Source organism: Nocardia citri (assembly GCF_054065835.1).
Genome location: NZ_JBSUQM010000001.1, coordinates 470439 through 491740, shown reverse-complemented (window position 1 = coordinate 491740; position 21302 = coordinate 470439). Strand labels below are relative to the sequence as shown.

19 protein-coding genes are annotated in these 21302 nt (G+C 65.3%); 4 read left to right on the top strand and 15 right to left on the bottom strand.

Annotated elements, in window-relative coordinates; genetic code table 11:
• Positions 1–3: 3 nt before the first annotated feature.
• From ACW2Q0_RS02335 to ACW2Q0_RS02325, 3 genes are all read right to left on the bottom strand, one after another.
• The gene (locus ACW2Q0_RS02335) at positions 4–1092 is read right to left on the bottom strand and encodes a glycoside hydrolase family 76 protein (RefSeq protein ID WP_457186087.1); all 1089 of its coding nucleotides are present in this window, start codon (positions 1090–1092) and stop codon (positions 4–6) included.
• A gap of 117 nt (positions 1093–1209) precedes the next feature.
• On the bottom strand, positions 1210–1890 hold the full coding sequence (locus ACW2Q0_RS02330) for a TrmH family RNA methyltransferase (RefSeq protein ID WP_457185552.1): 681 nt from the start codon (positions 1888–1890) through the stop codon (positions 1210–1212).
• Positions 1891–2071: 181 nt separating this feature from the next.
• The gene (locus tag ACW2Q0_RS02325; RefSeq protein WP_457185550.1) at positions 2072–2587 is read right to left on the bottom strand and encodes a hypothetical protein; all 516 of its coding nucleotides are present in this window, start codon (positions 2585–2587) and stop codon (positions 2072–2074) included.
• 418 nt (positions 2588–3005) lie between these two features.
• Here ACW2Q0_RS02325 and ACW2Q0_RS02320 point away from each other — a divergent pair, with 418 nt between their 5' ends.
• On the top strand, positions 3006–3458 hold the full coding sequence (locus tag ACW2Q0_RS02320; RefSeq protein ID WP_457185547.1) for a hypothetical protein: 453 nt from the start codon (positions 3006–3008) through the stop codon (positions 3456–3458).
• 71 nt (positions 3459–3529) lie between these two features.
• Here the strand turns inward: ACW2Q0_RS02320 and ACW2Q0_RS02315 are convergent, their stop codons facing one another.
• From ACW2Q0_RS02315 to clpB, 7 genes are all read right to left on the bottom strand, one after another.
• Positions 3530–4222 carry a lysoplasmalogenase gene (locus ACW2Q0_RS02315; protein WP_457186085.1) on the bottom strand — a complete coding sequence of 231 codons (693 nt, stop codon included), beginning with the start codon at positions 4220–4222 and terminating at the stop codon, positions 3530–3532.
• Between the two features lie 104 nt (positions 4223–4326).
• Positions 4327–5385, bottom strand: a complete 1059-nt coding sequence (locus ACW2Q0_RS02310) for a beta-ketoacyl-ACP synthase 3 (protein ID WP_457185545.1) — start codon at positions 5383–5385, stop codon at positions 4327–4329.
• A 149-nt stretch (positions 5386–5534) separates the two neighbouring features.
• Positions 5535–6101, bottom strand: coding sequence for an orotate phosphoribosyltransferase (gene pyrE / locus ACW2Q0_RS02305; RefSeq protein ID WP_457186083.1), 567 nt, complete (start codon positions 6099–6101; stop codon positions 5535–5537).
• 5 nt (positions 6102–6106) lie between these two features.
• The gene (locus ACW2Q0_RS02300) at positions 6107–6913 is read right to left on the bottom strand and encodes an SDR family NAD(P)-dependent oxidoreductase (RefSeq protein ID WP_457185543.1); all 807 of its coding nucleotides are present in this window, start codon (positions 6911–6913) and stop codon (positions 6107–6109) included.
• Positions 6914–6947: 34 nt separating this feature from the next.
• Positions 6948–8054, bottom strand: coding sequence for a hypothetical protein (locus ACW2Q0_RS02295; RefSeq protein WP_457185541.1), 1107 nt, complete (start codon positions 8052–8054; stop codon positions 6948–6950).
• 56 nt (positions 8055–8110) lie between these two features.
• Entirely contained in the window at positions 8111–8941 is an 831-nt protein-coding gene (locus ACW2Q0_RS02290) for a DUF5666 domain-containing protein (protein WP_457185539.1), read from the bottom strand.
• 141 nt (positions 8942–9082) lie between these two features.
• Positions 9083–11641 (bottom strand): ATP-dependent chaperone ClpB, encoded by a 2559-nt coding sequence (gene clpB / locus ACW2Q0_RS02285; protein WP_457185537.1) that lies wholly within the window; start codon positions 11639–11641, stop codon positions 9083–9085.
• Between the two features lie 223 nt (positions 11642–11864).
• Between clpB and ACW2Q0_RS02280 the strand changes: the two genes are divergently transcribed.
• From ACW2Q0_RS02280 to ACW2Q0_RS02270, 3 genes are all read left to right on the top strand, one after another.
• Positions 11865–12800 (top strand): NADP-dependent oxidoreductase, encoded by a 936-nt coding sequence (locus tag ACW2Q0_RS02280; RefSeq protein ID WP_457185535.1) that lies wholly within the window; start codon positions 11865–11867, stop codon positions 12798–12800.
• 188 nt (positions 12801–12988) lie between these two features.
• Positions 12989–14146, top strand: a complete 1158-nt coding sequence (locus ACW2Q0_RS02275) for an FAD-binding oxidoreductase (RefSeq protein WP_457185533.1) — start codon at positions 12989–12991, stop codon at positions 14144–14146.
• An 8-nt stretch (positions 14147–14154) separates the two neighbouring features.
• Positions 14155–14931: an FAD-binding oxidoreductase gene (locus tag ACW2Q0_RS02270; protein WP_457185531.1), complete on the top strand. Its 777-nt coding sequence runs from the start codon at positions 14155–14157 to the stop codon at positions 14929–14931.
• Between the two features lie 111 nt (positions 14932–15042).
• Here the strand turns inward: ACW2Q0_RS02270 and ACW2Q0_RS02265 are convergent, their stop codons facing one another.
• From ACW2Q0_RS02265 to dnaK, 5 genes are all read right to left on the bottom strand, one after another.
• On the bottom strand, positions 15043–16212 hold the full coding sequence (locus ACW2Q0_RS02265) for an FAD-binding oxidoreductase (protein WP_457185529.1): 1170 nt from the start codon (positions 16210–16212) through the stop codon (positions 15043–15045).
• A gap of 659 nt (positions 16213–16871) precedes the next feature.
• On the bottom strand, positions 16872–17276 hold the full coding sequence (locus ACW2Q0_RS02260; RefSeq protein WP_457185527.1) for a heat shock protein transcriptional repressor HspR: 405 nt from the start codon (positions 17274–17276) through the stop codon (positions 16872–16874).
• Entirely contained in the window at positions 17276–18439 is a 1164-nt protein-coding gene (dnaJ, locus tag ACW2Q0_RS02255) for a molecular chaperone DnaJ (protein WP_040696951.1), read from the bottom strand. The genes ACW2Q0_RS02260 and dnaJ overlap by 1 nt, the downstream gene beginning before the upstream one ends.
• Positions 18440–18463: 24 nt before the next feature.
• A complete protein-coding gene (gene grpE / locus ACW2Q0_RS02250; RefSeq protein WP_457185525.1) occupies positions 18464–19117 on the bottom strand; it encodes a nucleotide exchange factor GrpE in 654 nt (217 codons plus the stop codon).
• Complete coding sequence (gene dnaK, locus ACW2Q0_RS02245; protein ID WP_457185523.1) at positions 19114–20961, bottom strand: molecular chaperone DnaK; 1848 nt, start codon at positions 20959–20961, stop codon at positions 19114–19116. Before dnaK ends, grpE begins: the two co-directional genes overlap by 4 nt.
• Positions 20962–21302: the final 341 nt, after the last annotated feature.

Genomic DNA, 21302 nt, shown 5'->3' with positions numbered 1-21302 from the left:
TGCCTACAGTCCGGCGGCGCTGACCTGGTAGGCCGCCTCCATCAGCAGCCAGCCCGACAGTTGCACCGACATATCACGTTCGGGCACCCGCGACGGGGTTACCGAACCGCCCGCGCTGAGATGTCCGGCGCCGGACCGGCCGCCGGGTAATTGGGCGGGTTTGCTCCAGTCGTGCCCGAACAGCGGCTCGCCCTCGACCTCGAGCCGATTCGCCCAAGCCGCCTCGGCGCTGGCGCGGACAACGGCCGCCGCGGTCTGTCGATCGGCCACCTGGTCACGCTCATCGCCGGGCAGCATCAGCGCGACCACCGCGAGATAGCGGGCCAGGATTCCGTTGAACAGGCCGCCGTCGCCGCCACCGCCGCCATTGATCACCCCATCGGTGGTCATCCGCTCCTCGACAGCGGTGAGCAGCCGGTGCACCCGTTCGCTGTGGCGCGCTTCGCCGGTGTGCACCGCGAGCTCGGTCTCCAAACCGAGCACCACGCCCTGGCAGTAGGTAAAGGCCGGGCTCTCGATCTCGCCTGAGGGCAGGTGGATGCCGTCCAGGATCAGGCCGGACTCCTTGTCGCACAACGTCGTATCGATCCAATCCGCCATTTCCTGGGCGCGGACGGGGTGGCCGAGGCGCAGCAGCGCGATCGCGGCCGGTCCGTTGGCGGGGGCATTGAAATAGTCGCAGCCGACCCGCCACGGCACGCCGCCGCCACGCGCCGGATCCCAGGCGCCGTACAGCGCTTTCTCGAGTGCGATCAGACCGCCGCGCGCCTCGGTGATGCCCTGGGTTCGCTCGGCCCGCTCCAAAGCGATTGCCAGCCAGGCCATATCGTCGTAGTAGCTATTGGTCCACCCGGTGATATTGCGCAGCCGATGTGCCCGCGCGATGTCGGCGATGCGCTTGCGGCGCATCGGCGTCGACATCCGGTTGGCGGCATCGACCGCGCAGTCGATCAGGTGCGCCTGCCACCAGTAGTGCCAGGTTGTGAAGGCCCGCTCAGGATGGGTCGCCGGCCAGCCGACGACACCCAATTCGGTTCCTGGCACCCCCCATAGCGCGCGTAGGTGCCGAGAGACGATCGCGGATTCGGCCATATCCGCGCGCTCGGACCACAGCACGGGTGTGGGGGCTGCACCGCGCCCGGTATCCGGGCTCCGCGAGGTCATGGCTCAATAGTGCCAGTTTCAACCCGATAAATACCGATCTTTTCGTTACCAAGCTGACGTCAAATCGGCATGTTGCCGGATCCATGCGTGCATCGCGATGCCGGCCGCGACTCCGGCATTGATACTGCGGGTCGAACCGAACTGCGCGATCGAAACCGTCAGCGCGGCCGCACCTTTGGCATGTTCGGTGACGCCGGGCCCCTCCTGCCCGAACAGCAGCAGGCAACGGCGTGGCAACTCGACGGTTTCCAGCGGAACCGAACCGGGCACATTGTCCACCGCGACCACGGTCAGATTTTCCCGTTCGGCGAAGGCGACCAGCGCGCCGATATCGGAGTGATGTTCGATGTGCTGGTAGCGGTCGGTGACCATGGCGCCCCGGCGATTCCAGCGCCGCCTGCCGACGATGTGCACGGCGGCCGCGGCGAAGGCGTTGGCCGTACGCACCACGGTGCCGATATTCGCATCGTGACCGAAGTTCTCGATCGCGACGTGGAACGGATGTCTGCGGCAGTCGATATCGGCGATGATCGCCTCGCGCTTCCAGTAGCGGTAGGCATCGACAACATTGCGGCGGTCACCGCTCGCGAGCAGTTCCGGGTCGTAGCGGGGATCCTCGGGCGGTGCTTCCCCGTGCTCTTGCGTCCATGGTCCGACACCGTGGGGATGCTCGCCCCATTCGGTGGGTCCTGGCTGTTCGGCCGTATCCGGCGCGGGGTGGTTCACTCCGACGATGCTAATTACGGCCGAATCCGCCACCATCGGGTGGCCGGAATCCGGCGATTTCCAGTAGGTCGAGGACGAGGACCCGAGGACGCCGATTGCGGCGAAGACCCCCATGAATGATGAACGCAGATGTCGGCGAGCACGCTATCGGCAGCCCCCGCACCGCTTCCGACTTCGCTAGCTAGTCGATGAACTGGCCGATGATCGCACCGACCGCACAGCCGATGATGGCACCCACCAGGAAGAACCAGATCCCGATGAGAATGCCGATGACACAACCGACTATCTCGCCGACCTCGCCGACGGCGAAGAATCCCTGTACCCGGTGCAGCCCGGGCACGGGGGCCGACGCCGGGGTCAGCGTCAATTCCGTGCCGGTGTTGTCCAGCACCGGCGTGAGGTTGAACGTCTGCCCGGTCTGGGCCTGCAATGTCGTCGCAATGGTGCCGACGACGGTGCCGTCGTCCGCGGTCACGGTGACCGCGTCGGGGCCGAGCGTGAATCTGCCGGATGCCAGCCGGACCAGCGCGCTGCTGTGATCGGCGGCGAGGGTGGTGGTGTAGGCGACGGGGCCGGCGTTCGCGCTGACGGTGACATCCGCGGCCACCCCGGCCTGACCGTTGGCCATGACGGTGGTTGTACCGGTGGCCGCGATGGCCAAGATCGCAGTCGCCAAGAGCTTCTTGATCTTCACCACACTTCCATTCGTTCCGATTTTCGACGTGCCCAGACGAACGGCACTGAACAGGGCCACTCCCGGCTATCTAATTGCGTACGGACAATATCTCAGATCAGAGCGAATTCTTGGCTCACATGCCGATTGATAGCAATTTTATCGCAATCATTTTCCGGTATGCGACGGCCAGGCAAGCCGGGCTACCGGCGTGAAACCGTCCCCCCACTCACGGCCATCGACGTCGGCGCCGACACCGCCTGCTCGTCGACCTTCTCATCTGTCGCAAGTGCATCCATTTTGCTCAGGAGTTACACCGCTGACCGTGCTGTCCCGGGCCGGGTGCGGCGGAAACGGGCAGGTCACGGTTGCGGTCAAGGCGCGTTCGTGCCGGAGTGGCCGGACCTATTCTTGAGGTGCAGGCACTCGGGTGGAGGCTGGCATGGACCACGCACGCATTCTGCGCACAGTGCTCGGGGTGAGCGCCGGGTATTTGATCGTGCTCGGATTCTGGCTGGGCTGGCTACTACCGTATACGCCGCCGGGAACCGAGGCATTCCAGATCGTCGCGCTGGTCGGCCTGTTCGGATCGTGTGTGGGCGTGGGCATGCTGCTGGCCGCTCGGCCGTCGCGCGCGGATCGGCGGTTGTGGCGACACGGGCTGGAGGGGTGGGCGACCATCGAGGGCGCGCATCCGCTCGAGCGCACCGATCATTACACCGAGCTGACCGAATTCGATCTGGAGCTCGTTGTGCCTGGATCCGAAAGTTACCGTGGCACTATCGTTTTCGATGTCACCCCGGCCGATAAGCCGCGGCTCGCAGTCGGCGAGACCATCTCCATCCGGGTCGATCCGGAAAACCGCGATCGGATCATTCTCGTTCTGGGACAATAGCTTTCGACCACATAAGCACCCCGGGTCGACACGCGCCGATCCCGCATTTCACCGAATCGACTGGCGCGAGATCAGTCCCGCGCATGCGCTCGCGGGTCCACGAGCAGATATTGCGCGGCCGCGTACGTAGCCAGGATGATCCCCTCGGTGACCCGCCGAGAATGCTCACTGCGCGCGAACAGCCGCCGCAGCACGATCAATCCGTCGGAAACGGTGAACAGCAAAGCACCAAGGCCGAGCCGACTACGCGGATCGGTGCTCGGAATATTAAGTCCGGCAAGTTTTTTCGCGCCCGGAGCCAATCCGGGATCGGAGGCGAGCACCGCCGCACTGCCCAGCGTCGCACCGTAGGCGGTCAGCGCAGCCGCGACCGTTGGTGCCTCGAGCCGCATCAACGCCGCGGCAGCGAGCCAAGCCAGCACCCGGGGAACCGCGATCTGCGCACGAGGCCGTCCACCGCGGCGCCACCACAGCACCGAATATCCGGTCTGCATCACCGCGAACGAGGATGCGCCCGCGATCAGGCGCCGATCCTTGTCGGGCTCGATCAGCAGCACATCACCGATGGTCGCGGCACCGAGGGAACCCAGCAGCACCATCCGATCGACCGGATCCGATACCGCTCGATCGGTCGCCACATCAGCCGCCAACAGCGGCATCAGCAGCGGCTTCGCCACCCATTGCACCCTGTCGCGGCCGGTGACCGCACCGTACACGGTCACCGCTGCGGCCGCCAGGAACGCGGCTCGCAACGGACGCCGCAGCGTGCGCGACGGGCCCGGAGGCCGAATTCGGGGCCGTCGACACAGTGCTCGAGGCGGTATACGCGCCCAGGTAGGGACCCGAGAGCGCCGCACATCAGGCACCGTCAAAAGCTCGGCTCTTTCGGGGCGGGCGGCAGCGTGACCACCTGGCCGGCATAGCTCAGACCCGCACCGAAGCCGAGCAGTAGGGCCACCTGGCCGCCCTTGGCCTTACCGGTCACCAACATCTCCTCCATCGCCAGCGGGATGGAGGCGGCGGAGGTATTGCCGGCGTTCTCGATGTCATTCGCCACCGGGACGTCATCGGCCAGCCCGAGGTTCTTCTTCATCAACTCGTTGATGCGCGCATTGGCCTGATGTGGAATGAAGACCTCGATATCGTCCTTGGAGACACCGGAAACCTCGAGAGCCGAGGCCAATGCGCGCGGCAAAGTCACCGCCGCCCAACGGAATACCCGCGGCCCCTCCATCCGCAGCGACATCCGGCCGATGGGTTCGACGGCCGGATCGGTGCCCTGCAGCCGCTGCGCCTTCTCCATGTATTCGAGGAAGTTGACGTCCTGTTCGATCGCCGAGGCATTCTCGCCGTCACTGCCCCACACCGTCGGGGAGATGCCGTTCTCCTCGCTGGGGCCGATCACCACCGCGCCCGCACCGTCGCCGAAGATCATGGCGGTGCCGCGATCGGTCGGATCGAGTCCGACCGTCATCGTCTCGGCACCGATGAGCAGCACGTATTCGGCCGATCCGGAACGGATCAGATCGGCGGCGACGCCGAGGCCGTAGCCGAAACCGCCGCAGCCGGAGGTCAGATCGAAGGCCGCGATCCCGTTCATGCCCAGGTCGTTGGCGACCTTGGGGGCACCGTGCGGGGTCAACGTCAACCAGCTCGAGGTGGCCAGGATCAGCGCATCGATCTTGGACCGGTCGATACCGCTATTGACGATCGCCCGCTCACCGGCAGCCGCTGAGATCGACTGCAGCGTTTCGTCACCGCTGATCCACCGACGATTGCGCACACCGGTGCGCTCGTAGATCCACTCCGGGGTCGAGTCGAGAACTTCGCACACCTCTTCATTGCTGACCAGGCGTTTCGGACGGTAAGCACCGATACCGAGCATCGCGACATTCGCACGGCTTCTATTGACTGCAATGCTCACCACAGGTAACTCACACGACCCTTCACTGTCTCGGACGCCTCAATGCGCCCGAAGTACGCGTCGTCCCTTTATCGGGTCGCACCGCTGTCGGCGTTTCAGCGCAAGGCAAAACGCCGACCCGGCGATTTCGGCCCCGGGACCGCATTCGCAGCTTAGTCGAGGGCCAGATCCTTCAATCCCAGGATGGACCGGTACTCCAGGCCCTCGGCGGCGATCACCTGATCCGCGCCGGTCTCCCGGTCTACCACGGTCGCGACGCCGACGACGGTCGCACCGGCCGCACGCAGTGCGCGCACGGCGGTCAGCGGCGAATTTCCGGTGGTCGTGGTGTCCTCGACGACGAGCACTCGCTTGCCGACGATATCCGGGCCCTCGATCTGGCGCTGCATACCGTGGGTCTTGGCGGCTTTACGCACCACGAAGGCGTCGATCGGACGGCCGGGTGCGTGCATGACGGCCAGCGCGACCGGATCCGCGCCCATGGTGAGCCCGCCGACTGCCTCGAAATCCCAGTCCGCCACCAGTTCGCGCAGCAGTTTGCCGATCAGCGGTCCGGCACTGTGGTGCAAGGTGGCGCGGCGCAGGTCGACGTAGTAGTCGGCCTCCTTGCCCGAGGACAGCGTGACCCGGCCGTGCACGACGGCGAGCTCGCGCACGAGAGCAGCCAACCTATCCCGGTCGTCGGTCGAAACGGCTGCCTTGTTCGCCTGGTCGATCATGTCTGTCAAGTCCTTCCCCGTGCATTGAATAGGCCGCGATTGAGTCGGGCCGCCAGGGCTCGCGGGATCATCCCGGCGGCGGTGGTGAGCACTTTGTACTGCACACCGGGCACGCTGAGCACCCGGTCCTTCTCCAGATCACGTAGCGAACCGGCGACCACCTGGTCGACGCTCAGCCACAGCTGTTTCGGCAGCGAAGACATCTCGATGCCGGCCCGCTCGTGGAATTCGGTATGTACGAATCCGGGACATAGCGCCTGGACCCGCACTCCGGTTCCGGCCAGTCCGCCCGCCAGCCCTTCGGTGAAGGATACGACGTAGGCCTTGGAGGCCGAATAGGTCGAGCCGCGTCCGGGGATCAGACCCGCGACGCTGGCCACATTGATGATCGAACCCTTCGCGGCCGCGATCATCGACGGCAGCGCGGCCCTGGTGAGCTGCACCACCGACGTGACATTGACATCGAGTTGCGCCTGGACCGCGGCCGGTGGCTGCGTCCAGAACTCCCCCGATTGGCCGAATCCTGCATTGTTGACCAGGAATTCGACGCCGTCGGCGGCGCGTGCCAGCACCCGATCCCGATCCTCGGTCTCGGCCAGATCGGCGACGAGCACCTCCGAACGAGTCGCGAACTTCCGCTCCATTTCCGCGGCCAGCGCGTTCAGCCGGTCCTTGTCGCGAGCGACGAGCACCAGATCATAGCCGAGTGTGGCCAAGCGCACGGCGAATCCGTGCCCGATACCGGAGGTCGGTCCGGTGATCAGCGCGACCGGACGGGTGGCACCGGGCAGGCGCTCAGGAGTGTTGGTCATGACAAAATCCAGGTCGAGAGGTCGCCATGCCCGCTCACTGCGGCACGGGTCCCTGATACGGGCGGAATCCCGGGTGGAACGGGCCACCCGGCGGTTGCGATGCGTGCTCGGCCGACGGCGACTCGTCCGCATCCGGCTCGGGGTCGGCGGGTTCGCGCTGGGCCGGGCGGTCCGGCGAGGGCCAGTCGTCCTCCGGTTCCGGCGCCCAACGCTCGTCGCGGGCCCGCGAGCGGGAATCTGGGACGACGGCGAGACTGGGTCGGCGCGGCGGCTCCGGATCAGCGGCCGGTTCATCCTCGTCGTAGTCGTCGTCGGAGTACTCCCGGTACTTCGGCCGGTCGAAATCGTCTTCGTCATAAGACGATTCGTCGTAGGTGGGATCCTCGTCGTCGAAATCGGCACCCTTGCGCAAATCCGACGACGCGACCCGCGCCGCGACCGGACTCTCCGACTCTTCCCGATCATCCGAGCGCGACTTGCGCGGATGCGGTCGCCCCGGATCGTGACCACCGGAATCTACCCCGCGCACATCGCTCTCCGGCGGCAGCACGTGCAGCAGACCGGACAGGCGCAGCACGGCATCGATGGCGGACTCCCAATCCTTGGCCGCCGTCCCGACATTCAGCATGCCGAGGGTCCAATTGCCCTCGCTCCACAGCATCTGCACGGTATCGGACAACGATTCGATGAAGGCGACCATGCGCTGGTCGACGGCGTGCCTGGCGATCTCCGGATTGGTCGCGAACACCACCCGATCACCGATCGCCCCGAGCAGTTCCAGATCGGCATCCTTGGGCGGGGACGCGGTCTTGAGCCGCATATCCACATCGATATCGGAACCGATCTGTCTGCGCACCGCGACCAGCGTCGCCGCGTCTTCCAGATCGAAGAGGACGAATTTCTCGCCCTTGCGGATGCCGGACACCACATCCATCGCGGATAGGTAGCCGAGCTTGGCCAACGCACCCCGGCGCCAGGTCGAGGCCAGCGCCGGTTCCACCGACACATATGTATAGCCCTGCGCCTTCGCCCACACCTGGCGCGCATGACCGGTCCGCTGTCGCTGGGCCCGATCGAAATACAGCAGCACGATCGCACCAACGAGCGCGACCGCCGCCAACCCGAACCATATTGCCGTCATCGTCGCCTACCCTATCGAGCCGATGGGGCGATTGCGCATCACTGCCCGCCGATATTTCACCGCGTGCCGCCGGGCAGTGCGGTGCTGATGATGATCTTCGCGTCGATCGAACCGTCCGCGGCCTTGTCGCCCTGCACCAGGACCGTGTCACCGACCCTGAGATCGGACGTCTTGGTCCCGGTCAACGAGATCACCTGGGTCTTATCGGTGGTGCGCACCGTGACGGGGGATCCACCCATGGTGTCGAGAGTCAATTGGCCACCAGCGTTGGCGGTGACGGTGCCCATTGTCGCGCCGAGACCATCGATGCCGCCGAGTCCCGGAATGCTCGGCAGGACGTGGGGAGACGATGGATCACCCGAGGGCGGGGTGCCGGTGGCTCGGCCCGCGGTCGGAAAGACCGAGGTGCTCGCGGCGGAGCTCGACGAGCTGTCCCTACCACCGAGGACTGCGCCCGCGACCACACTGACCGCGCCGATCAACAGGAGCACCCCGAGTCCGAGGGCGATCCACAGGCCGGTATTGCGCTTGCGCGATGGCCGCTGTTCCGGGGGTAGTGGCGCACCGGGCGGTCCGGGCGGATAGTGCGCGCCGGCCTGGGGGTACGCACCGAACTGGGTCGGCTCCTGCCAGGTGCCACCGTCCGGACCGCCCCACTGGACCTGGCTGTCGTACGGCGGGAACTCCTTGGTGGCATCGACCGGCGGCGGACCCCACCGCGCGAACTGTTCGTTGGACGGATAGACCGAGGTCGCATCGTTGTGGCCATACGCATCGGTGTATTCCGCCGTTTGCGCGGGCTGCTGAAATCCCGACTTACCCGGCGGACCGATATGTTCCGTCGGCGCATCCTCCGGTCGCTGAGCCCAGGGATCGTTGGGAGTCATGGCCTCCAGGGTAGGCTCTGTTGGTTTTGCCGCGCCTGCGGCGCGGCGCGTTCGCGGCCCCCTGGTGTCTCTCGTAAGACTCGCTCCGCCGTAGTCACCGGGCGGCCCGGCTGCGAATTGATCGCATCCGGGCCACCGAGGTCAGCCGCGGCCGACGATGAGGCCCTCACCGTTCGGGGTCACATTGACCGCGACGGTGTCGCCATCGGTGACTTCGCCCGCGAGCAGTTCCTTGGCGAGGGAGTCGCCGATGGACTGCTGGATCAGCCTGCGCAGCGGGCGGGCGCCGTAGATCGGGTCGTAGCCGCGCACGGCGAGCCAGAACCGGGCCGAATCGCTGACGTCCAGCTTCAGCCTGCGCTGCGACAGCCGCTTCTGCAGCTGGTCGAGCTGGATATCGACGATGGATTCCAGCTGCTCCTCGTCGAGGGCATGGAACATGACCACATCGTCGAGGCGGTTGAGGAACTCCGGCTTGAAGGCCGAGCGCACCGCGTTCATGACCACCTCCCGATCGCCACCCGCACCCAGATTCGAGGTCAGGATGAGGATGGTGTTGCGGAAGTCGACCGTGCGGCCCTGGCCGTCGGTCAGGCGCCCCTCGTCGAGCACGGCGAGCAGGATGTCGAAGACATCCGGATGCGCCTTCTCGATCTCGTCGAACAGCACGACCGTGTACGGCCGACGCCGCACCGCCTCGGTCAGCTGACCGCCCTGGTCGTAACCGACGTAGCCGGGCGGAGCACCGACGAGTCGTGCGACGGAGTGCTTTTCGCTGTACTCGCTCATATCGATGCGAACCATGGCGCGTTCGTCGTCGAACAGGAAGTCCGCCAATGCCTTTGCCAGCTCGGTCTTACCGACACCGGTCGGGCCGACGAACATGAACGAACCCGTCGGCCGGTTCGGGTCGGCGACACCGGCGCGTGCCCGGCGCACCGCATCGGAAACCGCTTGCACCGCCTCGGTCTGACCGACCACGCGCCTGCCCAGCTCCTGCTCCATCCGCAACAGCTTCTGGGTTTCGCCCTCCATCATGCGGCCGACCGGAATACCGGTCCAGGACGAGACCACCTCGGCGATATCGTCGGGGCCGACCTCCTCCTTGAGCATGACTTCGCCGTCACCGGCTGTCGCGGAGGTCTTTTCGGCCTCGGCGAGTTGCTTTTCCAGTGCTGGAATGCGCCCGTAGCGCAGTTCGGCGGCCTTGCCCAGATCACCGTCGCGCTCGGCACGTTCGGATGCACCACGCAGGGATTCCAACTCCTCCTTGAGGACCCGGACCTGATCGATGGCGCTCTTCTCGTTCTGCCAGCGGGTCATCAGCTGGTTGAGCTTCTCACGGTCGTCGGCGAGTTCCTGGCGCAACTTGTCCAGACGCTGCTTGGATGCCGCGTCGGTCTCCTTCTCCAGCGCGACCTCTTCGATCTCGAGCCTGCGCACCGCGCGCTCGACCTCGTCGATTTCCACCGGGCGCGAATCTATTTCCATGCGCAGTCGCGACGCCGACTCGTCGACCAGGTCGATCGCCTTATCCGGCAGGAACCGCGAGGTGATGTAGCGGTCACTCAGGGTAGCGGCGGCGACCAGTGCCGAGTCGGTGATGCGCACACCGTGGTGCACCTCGTAGCGCTCCTTGATACCGCGCAGGATGCCGATGGTGTCTTCCACCGACGGCTCGCCGACCAGCACCTGCTGGAAGCGGCGCTCCAAGGCGGCATCCTTCTCGATGAATTTGCGATATTCCTCCAGCGTGGTGGCACCGACCAGGCGCAGCTCACCGCGGGCGAGCATCGGCTTGATCATATTGCCGGCATCCATCGCCGATTCACCGGTCGCACCGGCGCCGACAATGGTGTGCAGCTCATCGATGAATGTGATGATCTGTCCCGCACTGCTTTTGATCTCCTCGAGGACAGCTTTGAGCCGCTCCTCGAATTCGCCGCGATACTTCGCACCGGCCACCATCGCGCCCAGGTCGAGCGAGACAACGGACTTGCCGCGCAACGACTCCGGCACGTCACCGGCCACGATGCGCTGGGCCAAACCCTCGACGATCGCGGTCTTGCCGACGCCGGGTTCACCGATGAGCACCGGGTTGTTCTTGGTGCGCCGACTCAAAACCTGTACGACACGGCGAATTTCGGTATCACGCCCGATGACCGGGTCGAGTTTGCCGGAGCGGGCCGCCGCGGTGAGATCGGTCGAATACTTCTCCAGCGCTTGGTAGCTGCCCTCTGGATCCGGACTGGTGACACGCGCGCTGCCGCGCACAGCGGTGAATGCCTCGCGCAGTGCGTCGGGGGTCGCGCCGTACTTGATCAGCAGCATGGTCACGTCCGAATCGCCCTCGGCCAGGCCGACCATGACGTGTTCGGTCGAGACGTATTCGTCACCGAGTTCGGTGGCCAGGCGCTGGGCGGCGGTGATCGCGGCCAGGGCCTCCCGGCCGAGTTGGGGTGTGGTGGTCGCACCGGTCGCTCGCGGCAGCCGGTCCACGATGTTCTGTGCCTCGCTGCGAATCGTCGCCGGATCTACCGCGACGGCCTTGAGCAACGGAGCGGCGATGCCGTCGGTTTGATCCAGCAACGCCACCAGCAAGTGCGCCGGACGGATCTCCGGGTTGCCCGCGGCCGAGGCGGCCTGCAGGGCGGCGGTCAGGGCCGCCTGGGTCTTGGTGGTGGGATTGAACGAGTCCACAAGTCACCTTCCTACTAGTCGATTCGTACCATCCAACGTCCGAAAGGTTGAGTCTGTTCCACTCAACTTTGATTTCTTCGGCACCTGAACAGACTCGGCTCGAACGCTACGCCGCGACACTGCCGAATGGCATCAATCGCCGGGTCTATGGCACCGCGATGCCTACGATGGCCTTGGCCGTTGGTTGATGCAGCACAATCCAGCCCGACTCGAGGAGCGATGGATGCGCGCGATCGTGGTACGAAGCTTCGGAGCAACACCTGAACTAGCCGAGATGCCGACCCCCGAGCCGGGCGTGGGCGCGGTCCGGGTCCAGGTCGAGGCGGCCGGTGTCAATCCCTTCGACCAGAAGATGGCCCGCGGCATGCTGGATGGCAAGCTGCCGCACGATTTTCCGATGATCCTGGGCGTCGACGGTGCGGGCACGGTGGCCGCGGTCGGCCCGGGCGTCACCAAATTCGCTGTCGGCGACCGCGTCGTCGGCAAGTTCCTGGTCCCGCCCGTCGGCCACGGCAGCTTCGCGCAGTACTCGGTACTGCCCGAGGACGCCACCCTGGTCCCGATCCCGGACCGGATACCCACTATCGCGGCGGCGGCCCTGCCGACCGCGGGTATGACCGCGCAGGACATCGTGGACGCCACCAAGATCGAACCGGGCCAGCGGGTATTGATCGTCGGCGCCACCGGCGGTGTCGGCTCCTTCCTGGTGCAATTGGCGAATATCGCCGGCGCGCACGTCATCGCGACGGCGCGCGGAGCGGCCGCGGACCAGATAACCAGGCTCGGCGCGGCCGAGACCGTCGATTACACCCGGGGACCGATCGTCGAACAGGTCGGCGCCGCACATCCCGACGGTATCGATGCGCTGTTCGATCTGGTGAGTCCACCCGAGGTACTGTCCGAACTGACCGCGTTGGTCCGCGACGGCGGCACGGTTTACTCCACAATTTTCTCCGCCGATCCGGATGCGTTGCGCGATCGCGGCATTCGGGGCGGCAATATCGAATCCTTCGGGCGCGGACCGGAATTGGCCCGCCTGCTCGATCGGGTCGCCGTCGGCGATGTGGTCGTGCCGATCGACGCGACCGTTCCGCTGAGCGAGGGACCGTCGGTCATCGGCGCGCGGGGTGCGCGCGGCAAAACCGTAATAGCCATCTGAGCAGACCCGCGTGAGTGAGCGTAGCGAGTACCGTCTGCTGGCCGGATTCGCCCACGGATTACCGTTGGCGCGGGCGTGATCGGCCATACTCACACGACCACGTGATTTTCAGGGATACTTGTCGGCGGAGGACCGCCGGTTACGGACATGTCCCTGGGCAGATTTTGAGGGAAAGGAAGCTCCACGTCGTGGATGCGCGTTCGGCAGCGCTGGTCCGCGCCAACTTCCGATCGGTGATCGAGTCGCCGAACGGAGCCGAGCGGTTGATCAGTGCATTTTATGGTCATCTGTTCGCGGAGAAGCCACAGCTGCGGGAATTGTTCCCGCCGGCGATGGAAATGCAGGCGAAGCGGGTGGTGACCGCCATCCATTACGTGCTCGACAATCTCGAGGACTGGGACCGCGCCCAGAAGTTCCTGGAACAGCTCGCGCGCGATCACCGCAAATACGGCGTCATCGCCGCGCACTACGACATGGCGGGCCGGGCGCTGCTGGCCGCCTTCCGGGTCTTCAACGGTCCGATGTGGAATCGCGCGCTCGAGGAGGGCTGGCGCGATATCACCATCCTCATTTCCGCCTCCATGGCCATCGGCGCCAATTCCGACAAATCGCGGCCGTACTGGGATGCGACCGTGGTCGGCCATCGCCGGGTACTCGAGGATCTGGCCATTGTGCGGCTGCAGTCCGACAGCCCGATTCCGTATCAGGCCGGACAGTACGTGCCGGTCTCGCTGCCACAGCGCCCCAAAATGTGGCGCTATCTCTCGCCCGCGATTCCAGCCAATCCGTATGGCGAGATCGAATTCCATGTCCGCAAGATCCGCGGCGGTTGGGTGAGCCCGGCCGTCGTCAACGAGACCAGCGTCGGCGACCGGTGGATGATCGCGGGTCCGCTTGGTGGTCTGCACATCGATCGCGACAGCGGCCGTGACGTGCTGTTGATCGGTGCGGGCACCGGCATCGCCCCGCTGCGCGCCCAGCTGATCGAGATGGGGCAGCGCGGCATCAATCCGCGGGTGCACTTCTTCATCGGCGGCCGCTACCCCTGCGATCTCTACGACGTGGAGAATATGTGGCAGCTCTCGCAGAGCAATCCGTGGCTCACGGTGGTCCCGGTCTGTGAACAGAAGACCAACCCGTGGTGGTATCCGCATCCACCGCAGGACGAGCCGTACGGCATGCACCGCCGCCTGATCGGAAATCTGGGCGCGGTTGTCGCCAGCTTCGGCTCATGGGCCGACCGGCAGATCCAGATCGCCGGTTCGGCCCGCATGATCGCCGAAACCCGCCGCGCCCTCATGGCGGTGGGGACCCCCGAGTCGGTAATCAGCTCAGATCCAGTGTGAGAGATGTAATGACAATTGATCCGAGCCCGCATGGCAACGGTGCGGCGCCCGAATGGAAGTCGACGGTGGTCGGTCACCACCGGCTGCGCCACGACCTCGCGGTGATCCGCCTGATCGGCGAGTACGTCCCGTTTCTCGCGGGTCAATCGGTCGAGGTCCGGGTGCCGCAGCATCCGGGTATGCGCCGCCGGCTCTCCCCCGCGTTGCCGCCATCGCTGGACGGCAAATTGGAATTCCACGTGCGCACGGTGCCGGGCGGCTGGTGCAGCGGCAGTATCGTCGCCGATACCCAACCCGGCGACGAATGGCAGATCAGCGCTCCCCGCGGCACTTTCGCGGTCGACCCGTACGGCGACGAGGTGGTGATGATCGCGGGCGGCACCGGGCTGGCCCCGATGCGTTCGCAGATTCTCGATCTGGCCCGGCACGACGATCCGCCGCCCACCTACCTGTTCGTCGGCGGCCGTTCCCCGCGCGAGCTGTACGCCGATGACATGCTGTTCCTCCTATCGAGCGAATTGCCTTGGCTCACAGTGATTCCCGTGGTCGAGAGCCCGGAGGATCCGAGCTGGGTCGACGAATGGTACGAGCAATCGCGCGTGGATATCGGCTTTCCGCTCGACGATATGCTGTTCGGTACGCTCGCCGATGTCGTCGGTTCACACGGCGCATTCGACCACCATCAGGTGCTGGTCTGCGGTTCACCGAATATGGTTCGCATGACATTGGATAGAATCGTCGAAGCCGGAACTCCCGCCGCGCGAATCCAATTCGAGGGACTGTAAGCAGCGGAGGCAGCCGCGACCGAGCGAGTCCGACGAGCGAGGAGTTCGCGGCCGTCGCACATCCGAGTCGTCGAAGCACATGCGCGGCGGGCGCGGCACATCAGACACAGCTCAGAAGAGCGGATCGTGGCGAATGTTATCGGTCTGCGTCCCGGCGGCCATCAACCGGAACTTGGTGGTCTGCACCATCGCGGGTGATCCGACGATCTGCACATCCCGGTCGGCCCAGGAGCCGTAGCTCGCGACGACTTTGCCGATCTGGCCGGTCATGCGAGCTTCCAGGCCCGGCCAGATGTGCTGCGGTTCACCGGAATCCGGGTACCACCAAGGGTTTTCATCGCTCTCGGTGACCGGTGTGACGGTAAGCCAGTTATTGGCGGTGGCCAGTTGGCTCAGGATCTCCAGATCGTAGAGGTCGCAGGGATGGTGGCCGCCGACGAATAGATGCACCTGCGGATTGACGCGCCGCTGCGCCATCGCCATGATTTGGGCGCGTAGGGGTGCGATGCCGGTACCGCAGCCGACCATCAGCATTTTGCGTTTCACATTGCGCGGAATGCCGAGTCCGCCGAGCGGTGAGCCGAGCAGCCACTGGTCACCGACATTGGTGTGGCCGACAATGGCCGGGCTGACCCAGCCGCCGAGCACCCCGCGGATGTGGAATTCGATCTCCCCGTTCGCATTCGCGGGCACCGCGGGAGACAAATAGCGCCACATGCGGGGCCGGGCCGGGATCTGCACGCTGAGGTATTGACCCGCGGCGTACTGCATCGGCTGATCCAATTGCAGCCGCACGATGGCCAGATTGCGCAGCACCTCGCAGCACTCGACGACGACCCCGGACCAGACCGGCGGCGTCGATTCCTGTTCGGCCGCGCCGATCATGGTGTCGCCGATGATCTTCAGGCCCTCATCCCAGGCCCGATCGACTTCATCGGTCCACATCTCGGTGCCCGCGAAGAGCCGCATCGCGGTCTTCAACGAGGTGGCCACAGCGGTGTAATGCGCGGCCTGCACCCCGTACTTGCGGTGATCGCGCCCGAGTTGGGCGAGGAATGGCAATAGCTTATTCGGCTCTTCCAGCCGATCCAGCGCATAGGAAATGGCCTTGACCAATCGGTCACGCTGGGAGTCCATGGCTGCGGGGAAGAAATCCCGGACGGCGGGATAGTCCGTGAACAAGATCGCATAGAACGAACGGGCTAGCTTGGCCGGACCATCCTCCTCCGCAGCAACCGCCTTGAACGTTGTTCTGATCAAAGCGACGGTCCGCGAATCCATTTGTGTCACAACCCCTTTTTGCACTCGAACACAAACCCGTGCCGGCGAGTGAAGTGCTGCGGGACACTCGACAGCAGCCGATGCGAACGAGTGTAAGCGAGGTTTGCCAGCTTCGGAATCACTCGCATAAACATCATGGATGTAATTCCTGTGAAACGAGGACCCGAACCACGAAAGCCCTTGAAAACAAACCGAAAGAACGAAAACGGCGGCGAAATCCGTCGCATACCTACCGAATTCGCAAGGCGCGGATTGCGGGATTCATCCGATTCCGACTCCGGGAGCGATCACATAGCAACCCTCGATCCGAGATCGCCCATCCGCCTCGGGCAACCGCGGACACCGGGCGACCCGGTGACCGAAGGAATCGTTAGCCCGATCCATCGCATTGTTTGCTGCGCGTAGGACATCAGCAAACTCCACATCTCGGCACACCATCGGCAACCCTGCTGGATCATATGACGACACCCGTGAGCAGTCGAACCGATTGCCGGGTAACGAAACCCGGATCCAGAGTTTTCTCGAGCACTGCGAGCAGTTATTCGGCCCAACGCCCGATTCGGCGCTGCGACCTTACGCATTCGCTTATCGACACGAAACGACAAAATGCTCCGGGTTCGGTCGAAAACCGATTCCCGGAGCCTTTGTGTTATCCGCGCTTATCGGCGCCTATTGCGCGGCTGCCACACCACCAGTGCGGTACTACGTTGCGGCGGTGCGAGATCGGGGCGATACCCCGCGCGCAGCCGGTCCAGCTCGGCCGACATCTCGGCGACGCGCTGTTGCAGTTCCTCGACCTGATTGGTGAGTTCGATGATGCGCTTGATGCCCGCCAGGTTGACGCCCTCGTCCTGGGATAGCCGCTGCACCTCGCGGAGCAGTTCGACGTCCCGTGCCGAATAACGTCGACCGCCACCCGAAGTCCGTTGCGGCGTAACCAGTCCGAGGCGGTCATACGTGCGCAGTGTCTGCGCGTGCATACCCGCCAATTGGGCCGCCACGGAGATCATGAAGAACTCCGCTCGCGACGACCCGCTAGCTGCCTGCTTCGGATTATCGGACATCACGCACCTGCCCATCCCGCCCGTGGATCGAACCCGCTGGTCTTCTCCGCCTCCGCATAGCGCTTGAGCGCTTCAGCGGCATTGTCGTCCAGCTTCTGCGGCACGGCCACCTTGACGGTGACGAGCAGATCACCCGCACCGCCGCCGGGGCCACGCTTGGGCACGCCACGGCCGCGCACCCGCAGGATGCGACCGTCCGCGGTACCCGGGGGCACCTTGACGCCGACGCGCCCTTCCAGGGTGGGCACGGAAACCGTTGTGCCCAAAACCAATTCACTGTAACTGACCGGCAGTACCAGGGTCAGATCGTCGCCGTTGCGGCCGAAGACCTTGTCCTGGCTGACGTGCACGGTCACGTAGAGATCACCCGAGGGCGCACCACGCAGTCCGGCCTCGCCCTGTCCGGCCAACCGGATCTTCTGCCCATCGCTGACACCGGGAGGAATCCGCACCGTAATGGTGCGGGTCCGGTTCTGGATGCCGCTGCCGTGGCAGTCGACGCACGGATCGTCGATGATCGAACCGGTACCACGGCATTCGTCGCACGGCTCGCTGAAGCCGAACGCGCCCTGGTTGCGGCTGATCACGCCGTTGCCATTACAGACGGGGCAGACTCGCGGACTGGTCCCCGGCTTGGCGCCGCTGCCGTGACAGGTCGTACACGGCGACGGACTCGTCATCCGCAATGGAACCGTGACGCCCTGTGCGGCCTCGCGGAAGCCGAGGGTCGTCTCGGTCTCCACATCGGCGCCGCGGCGCGGGCGGCTCGCGGTACGCGTGCCGCCCCGGTTGAACAGGCCGCCGAGCAGGTCACCGAGACCACCGTCGCCGGCATTGGCCTGGCCGAAGATGTCCCCGATATTGAAGTCCTGCGAGAAGCCCCCACCCGCACCGGGAGTGAAGCCACCACGCCCGTATCCGCCACCGGCGAACAGCTTTCGGGTCTCGTCGTATTCCTTGCGCTTGGCCGGATCCGACAGCACGGCATGCGCCTCACTGACGGATTTGAACCGCTCCTCGGCCTTGGTATCGCCGGGATTGGCATCCGGATGCAGGTCACGGGCGAGCTTGCGGTACGCCTTCTTGATCTCGTCCTGCGAGGCACTGGAGGAGACACCCAGCTCCTTGTAGAAGTCCTTTTCGATCCACTCCCGTTGGCTCACCGGGTATCTCCTCCTCTCGGGTTCCTATTGGTTGTTCGCATTGGCATCAGCATCCGATGCCTCTTCTTCGACCAGATCGGCCACGCCATCGGTTACCCCGACGAGCGCGTGCCGAAGTACCCGATCGCCGAACCGATAGCCCTTGCGCATGACAAGGCCGATCACCGGATCGTGTCCGGAGCCCTCATGCTGCACGGCCTCGTGCAGGGTCGGGTCGAAAGGCTCACCCTCCGTACCGAATTCCTGCAGACCCTGCTTGAGCAGCGCGTCGGCGAGCTTGTCCGCGACCGACTTGAGCGGTCCCGATTCGAGATCGCCGTGCGCCCGCGCACGATCGAGATCGTCGAGGACACCGAGCAATTCGGAGACCACGGCGGCCTTGGCCGAATCGATGGTGGCCTGCCGGTCCCGCTCGACCCGACGCCGGTAGTTGGCGTATTCGGCGGTCAGCCGCTGCAGATCGGCGGTGCGCTCGGCCAATTCCTTGGTGATGGTCTCGGCCAGGATCTCGGCGCCCTCATCGTTGGCGATGACAGGTTCGGTGCCGTTCCCGGCCTCCGGGCCGGGCCCGGCGGCGGATTGCGCCGCCGCCCGTTCCCGGATTTCACCTGTCTCCGGATCGATCTTGCGATTGTCGACGAAGGTGATCGGCTCCTGTTCGGAGTTTGCCTCGCTCACTTCTTCTCCGTGTCGACCGGCTCATCCACAACTTCGGCATCCACGACCTGGTCATCGCCCGCGGAGCTGGACGCGCCGTTACCGGACGCGGCCTGCTCGGCGGCCGATGCCTCGTAGATCGCCTGACCCAGCGCCTGCGATTCGGTCGCGAGCTTCTCCACCGCGGACTTCACGGCCGCGATATCGGTGCCCTTGAGCGCCTCGTTGGCCTCGGCGATGGCCGCCTCGACCTTGGTCTTGACGTCCGCGGGGACCTTGTCCTCGTTCTCCTTGATGAACTTCTCGGTCTGGTGCACCAGCGACTCGGCCTGGTTGCGGGTCTCGGCCTCCTCGCGGCGGGCCTTGTCCTCGGCGGCGTGCGCCTCGGCATCCCTGACCATCCGGTCGATCTCCTCCTTGGACAGGCCGGAGCCGTCCTGGATCTTGATCGTGTTCTCCTTGCCGGTGCCCTTGTCCTTCGCGGTCACGTGCACGATGCCGTTGGCGTCGATATCGAAGGTGACCTCGATCTGCGGCACGCCACGCGGGGCCGGTGGGATGCCGGTCAGCTCGAAGGAACCGAGCAGCTTGTTGTGCGAGGCGATCTCGCGCTCACCCTGGAACACCTGGATCTGCACCGACGGCTGGTTGTCGTCGGCGGTGGTGAAGGTCTCCGAGCGCTTGGTCGGGATGGTGGTGTTGCGCTCGATGAGCTTGGTCATCACACCGCCCTTGGTCTCGATACCCAGCGACAGCGGGGTGACATCGAGCAGCAGAACGTCCTTGACCTCGCCCTTGAGCACACCGGCCTGCAGCGCGGCGCCGACGGCGACGACCTCGTCCGGGTTCACGCCCTTGTTGGGCTCCTTGCCGCCGGTCAGCTCGCGGACCAGGTCCGAGACGGCGGGCATCCGGGTCGAGCCGCCGACGAGCACGACGTGGTCGATGTCGGCCACGTTGATGCCCGCGTCCTTGATCACGGACTGGAACGGCGCACGGGTGCGGTCGAGCAGGTCCGAGGTGATCTTCTGGAATTCGGCGCGGGTCAGCTGCTCGTCGAGGAACAGCGGGTTCTTGTCGGCGTCGACGGTGATGTAGGGCAGGTTGATCGAGGTGCTCTGCGAGGAGCTCAGTTCGATCTTGGCCTTCTCCGACGCCTCACGCAGGCGCTGCATGGCCATCTTGTCCTTGGTCAGGTCGATGCCGGCACTGGCCTTGAACTTGTCGACCAGCCAGGTCACGACGCGCTCGTCCCAGTCGTCACCACCGAGGTGGTTGTCGCCGGAGGTGGCGCGGACCTCGACGACGCCCTCGCCGATTTCCAGCAGCGAGACGTCGAAGGTACCGCCACCGAGGTCGAAGACCAGGATGGTCTGTTCCTTGTCGCCCTTGTCCAGGCCGTACGCGAGTGCGGCCGCGGTGGGCTCGTTGACGATGCGCAGCACGTTCAGACCGGCGATCTGGCCGGCTTCCTTGGTGGCCTGGCGCTGCGAGTCCTCGAAGTACGCGGGCACGGTGATGACCGCGTCGGTGATCTCCTCACCCAGGTACGCCTCGGCGTCGCGCTTGAGCTTCATCAGCACGCGGGCGCTGATTTCCTGCGCGGTGTACTTCTTGTCGTCGATGGCCACGGACCAATCGGTGCCGATGTGGCGCTTGACCGAGCGGATGGTGCGGTCGACGTTGGTGACCGCCTGGTTCTTGGCGGGCTGGCCGACCAGAACCTCGCCGTTCTTGGCGAACGCGACGATCGAGGGGGTGGTGCGCGATCCTTCAGAGTTCGCGACGACGACCGGCTCGCCGCCTTCGAGAACGGCGACGACCGAGTTCGTGGTCCCGAGGTCGATTCCGACCGCACGAGCCATGGTGGTTCCTCCTAGTTGACGTAACTACATGTGTCGGTGCTGGGGTTTCAGGCGATCTACCCGCCCTGCGACATCCGCCCGGGCCTGCCGGGTCGGGTGCCGCGAGACCTCGCCCCAAGCACCTCACGGAGCACGGTCCCAGCAACGCTGAGCGTGGTCGGCTCAATCCTGCACCCATTCGACACCGGGCGTCAACTGAAACTTGAGCCGAATACACTCAACGTTGTCGATCAGCTCAACCGATGACCCCACACGGTCTATTCCCGATCCGGGAAGAAAGGGCCGTCACCCGCCATTCTCCTCAGGTCCGAGAGCCGAGCCGGCACCGGTGACCTCTGGTG